General features: G+C 75.2%; 6 protein-coding genes. 3 read left to right on the forward strand and 3 right to left on the reverse strand.

Annotated features, from left to right (window positions below):
* Positions 1 to 851 (forward strand): ATP-binding protein (locus E1300_RS48330; protein WP_131763973.1); only part of this gene is annotated, 851 nt, incomplete at its 5' end.
* Positions 848 to 1,393, forward strand: coding sequence for a hypothetical protein (locus E1300_RS48335; protein ID WP_131763974.1), 546 nt, complete (start codon positions 848 to 850; stop codon positions 1,391 to 1,393). The genes E1300_RS48330 and E1300_RS48335, both read left to right, overlap by 4 nt.
* A gap of 48 nt (positions 1,394 to 1,441) precedes the next feature.
* On the opposite strand, the gene E1300_RS48340 is transcribed toward E1300_RS48335, so the two are convergent.
* The gene (locus E1300_RS48340) at positions 1,442 to 2,158 is read right to left on the reverse strand and encodes a metal-dependent hydrolase (protein ID WP_207400437.1); all 717 of its coding nucleotides are present in this window, start codon (positions 2,156 to 2,158) and stop codon (positions 1,442 to 1,444) included.
* A gap of 229 nt (positions 2,159 to 2,387) precedes the next feature.
* Positions 2,388 to 2,753 carry a winged helix-turn-helix transcriptional regulator gene (locus E1300_RS48345; protein WP_131763975.1) on the reverse strand — a complete coding sequence of 122 codons (366 nt, stop codon included), beginning with the start codon at positions 2,751 to 2,753 and terminating at the stop codon, positions 2,388 to 2,390.
* Between the two features lie 61 nt (positions 2,754 to 2,814).
* On the opposite strand from E1300_RS48345, the gene E1300_RS48350 reads away from it, so the two are divergent.
* Positions 2,815 to 3,465: an NAD(P)-dependent oxidoreductase gene (locus tag E1300_RS48350; protein WP_242619888.1), complete on the forward strand. Its 651-nt coding sequence runs from the start codon at positions 2,815 to 2,817 to the stop codon at positions 3,463 to 3,465.
* Positions 3,466 to 3,469: 4 nt separating this feature from the next.
* On the opposite strand, the gene E1300_RS48355 is transcribed toward E1300_RS48350, so the two are convergent.
* The coding region (locus E1300_RS48355) for an ATP-dependent DNA ligase (protein ID WP_442316432.1) at positions 3,470 to 3,841 on the reverse strand (372 nt) is incomplete at its 5' end.

Below are 3,841 nucleotides of genomic sequence, written 5' to 3' on the forward strand. Positions count from 1 at the left end.
GCCCGGTGCGCCGGCTCGGCGCCGCGGCGCGCGCCCTCGGCGACGGCGAGCTCGGCACCCGCGTCCGCGTCCGGGGCCGCGACGAGCTGGCCGACCTGGCGCGCACCTTCAACCGCACGGCGGAGGCGCTGGAGCGCACGGTGACGGACCTGCGCGCGATGGAGGCGGCGTCCCGCCGGTTCGTGGCCGACGTGTCGCACGAGCTGCGCACCCCGCTGACGTCGATGGTCGCCATGACGGACGTGCTCGCCGACGAGGCGGGGGAGGACGGCGACGGCGACGCGGCCCGGCTCGTCGCCGGCGAGACCCGGCGGCTCGGCCGGCTCGTCGAGCACCTGATCGAGATCAGCCGCTTCGACGCCGGCGCCGCCGCGCTCGTCCTGGACGACGTCGAGGTGGCGGGCGCGGTCGCCGGGACGCTGGCCGCGCGCGGCTGGACGGGCGAGGTGGCGGTGCGCGGCCCGGCGGACCTGGTCGTCCGCGCGGACCCGCGCAGGCTCGACGTCATCGTCGCCAACCTCGCCGGGAACGCGCTGAAGCACGGCCGCCCGCCGGTCGAGCTGCGCTTCGCCGCGGAGGAGCGCGCGGGCGTCCCCGGGGTGACGCTCTCCGTCGCCGACCACGGCCCCGGTGTGCCCGGCGACCTGCTCGGCGCAGTCTTCGACCGCTTCGTCAAGGCGGAGGCGGCCCGTTCCCGCAGCGACGGCAGCGGCCTCGGCCTGTCGATCGCCAAGGAGAACGCGCTGCTGCACGGCGGCACCCTGGAGGCGGCCAACGGGCCGGACGGGGGAGCGGTGTTCACTCTCTGGCTCCCGCGGGACCCGGACACGGACGGAGGCGAGGGCCGATGAGGCGATGGGGCGGGCCGAACCGCGGGGGAGCGGCGGTCCTGGCGGCGGTCCTGGCGGCGGCGACCGCGGCGGGCGCGGCGGCGACGGCCGGTTGCGGGGTCCGGCCGACCGGGGTCCTGTCGGCGGGCGCCAAACCGGTCGCCTCCGGGACGGCGACCAGCGGCATCGTCTACCTGCTGTCGGAGGGCCGGATGCTGGTGCCCGCCGTGCGGCCGGGCCTGCCGGGGCATCCGTACCTGCCCCTCGCCCAGCTCCAGGTGCCGCCCACGATGAGCGAGCGGCGGCACGGCCTGACGACGGCGGTGCTCCCGCGTCCGCTGCTCAGGGCCTTCACCGCGACCGACGACCCGTCGCTGCTGATCGTCGGCATGGCGGACGAAGGGCCCCTGCCCGCGGGCTACCCGTCGCGCGCGGCGCTGGCGCAGATCGTGTGCACGGCGACCGCCATCAGCGGCATCGACGCCGTGGACGTCAGCAGGTTCCCCCAGACCGTCGCTCCACGCAGTCCGCTGTCCTGCGACGACTTCGACGACATGCGGTGAGCCGGACGCCGCCCGGGCGTCCGGCGTCCGGGCTCCGGCGGCCCGGGGTCAGCCTCGGGTGAGCCAGTCGGCGGTGACGTCGCCGAGCACGGACCGGACGGCCAGGATCGCGACGCCGAGCGTGAGGACGGGCGTGACGACCCACCGCTCGACCTTGCCGTCCGTCCGCGGGATCAGCGGGATCTCGACCCGCCACGGCAGCGGCCAGAAGACGGGGCAGCCCCGCGGCGTCAGGCAGTCGCCGGCGACGTGCGCGAGGCAGCCGAGCGTGACCGCGAACCCGACGAAGCTCATGTCGAGGTTGTGCATGAGCCACACGGCGATGCCGGCGAGCGCGCAGTCGGCCAGCGCCGACTGCGGCTCCTTGCCTTCGAAGTCGAACCCGACGCCGCGCAGCCCGAGGCCGACGATCATGAAGAGGCAGGCCCACCAGGCGTACACGTAGTGGGTGGCGAGCAGGTCCATCGCGTAGCCGATGCCGACGGCGAACAGGACCGAGTGGGTGGCCTCCCGGTGCCCGCCGGACAGCTTGCCGACCCACTTGCACATGACGCCGGTGATCGGGCCGAAGGTGTTGGCGATGCGGCCGTTGTGGTGGTCGATGTCGGGCAGGATCGCGGCGCCCGCGCAGACCACGGCGCCCGCGGCGACCTGCTCGGCCGACAGCGACACCGCGAAGTCGCCGATCAGCCGCTCCTGGGCGAGCAGCGGGACGGCGGCCAGCCATGCGAGCGCCCCGCTCATGGCGTGCGTCTTGCCCATCATGTGCCGAATCCCCCGCCTTCCGCCCGCACCGCCGGTGGGGCCCGTTCCACCGGTTCGGCCGGACTCTAACCCGCTACTGATCGTTTTCGACGACGACGCGCCGATGCGGGTGCTACGTCCGTTTGATGTGGGACGGCCCGGGAAGGTTCCGCGACGGCGGGCGCGGCGTCCGGGAGCGGCGGGCCACGGGCGACCGGCTACGGGCGAACCGGCTACGGGCGGCGGGGCGTCAGGACGGCGTGAGGGCGGCGTCGTGGCGGTCGCGGGCGGAGACCACGGCCTCGACGTTCTCCTCGGCCCACTCGGCGATGGCCTCGATCGGGCGCTGGAGGGAGAGCCCCAGTGGGGTCAGCGCGTACTCGACGCGCGGCGGGACCTCGGCGTACACCCGGCGCGTCAGCAGGCCGTCGCGCTCCATCGCCCGCAGGGTCTGGGTGAGGACCTTCGGGGTGACCCCGCCGATCAGCTCGCGCAGCCGGCTGAACCGCAGCGGGCCGCCGGACAGGCTCAGCACGACGAGCACCGACCACTTGTCGCCGATGCGGTCGAGGATCAGCCGGGTCGGGCAGTTCGGATCGAAAGCGTCGCCCTTCATGGTTTCCAAAGGGTACCAATAGCACGTTGAAGTAACCAGTATCCGATGGATACTTTCGGCGGTGACGACGACGTTCGAGGAGGTCGACATGAGGATTCTGCTGTTCGGCGCGACCGGGATGGTCGGGCGGCGCGTGGCGGACGAGGCCCGCGGCCGCGGCCACGAGGTCACCGGCGTCACGCGCACCGGCAACGACGGCACCCGGAAGGGCGACGCCGGGAACGCCGACACCGTCGCCGAGCTGGCCGCGGGCCACGACGCGGTCGTGGTGGCGACCTCGCCGCCCCGGGACGGCTCGGAGACGCTCCAGCCGGTCCTGGACACGGGCCGCGCCGTCCTGGCCGGCCTCCGCAAGGCCGGCGTCCGGCGGCTGGTCGTGGTCGGCGGCGCGGGCAGCCTGGAGGTCGCGCCGGGCGTCCGGCTCGTGGACACGCCCGAGTTCCCCGAGCCCTACAAGCCCGAGGCCCTCGCGTACGCCTCGCTGCTGGACGTCATCCGGGCCGAGGCGGACGACCTCGACTGGACGTACGTCTCGCCCGCCGCGGTGATCGAGCCGGGCGAGCGCACGGGCACGTTCCGCCTGGGCGGCGACCAGCTGCTGACCGACGCGGACGGCACCAGCCGCATCAGCGCGGAGGACTTCGCGATCGCGCTGGTCGACGAGCTGGAGCGCGGCGACGCCGTCCGCCGCCGCATCACCGTGGCCTACTGACGGGCTAGCCGACCGGGATGAGGCGCCAGGCGTCCGCCTCGGTGCCGGGCTCGTAGCCGGAGTCGAGGCGCTTGGCGACGACGCCGGGCAGGCCCTGGTCGCGGGCGGCGTCGCGGACGGCGCCGCCCTCGCCGGGGTACCACGGCGCCGTCTGCCACATCGGGCCCGACAGCTCCAGCCCGTCGAGCCGCTCCCGCCGCTCCCGGTACGGCACGTCCAGCAGGGAGTGCCCGTCGAGGTGGACGACGTCGAAGAGCATGTAGGTCTCGCGGCCGTCGAGGACCGCGAGCTCGCCGTCCAGCACGGCCGGGCGGGCGCCGAGCCGAGCGCCGAGGCGCCCGCCCAGCCGCGCCGGACCGCGCGCCTCCCGGCCGCG

The sequence above is a fragment of the Actinomadura fibrosa genome (assembly GCF_900659615.1).
Classification (GTDB): Bacteria; Actinomycetota; Actinomycetes; order Streptosporangiales; family Streptosporangiaceae; genus Spirillospora; species Spirillospora fibrosa.

Coding starts and splice junctions, on each gene's coding strand:
- E1300_RS48335 (WP_131763974.1), top strand. CDS start 848: ATGAGGCGATGGGGCGGGCCGAACCGCGGGGGAGCGGCGGTCCTGGCG.
- E1300_RS48340 (WP_207400437.1), bottom strand. CDS start 2,158: ATGATGGGCAAGACGCACGCCATGAGCGGGGCGCTCGCATGGCTGGCC.
- E1300_RS48345 (WP_131763975.1), bottom strand. CDS start 2,753: ATGAAGGGCGACGCTTTCGATCCGAACTGCCCGACCCGGCTGATCCTC.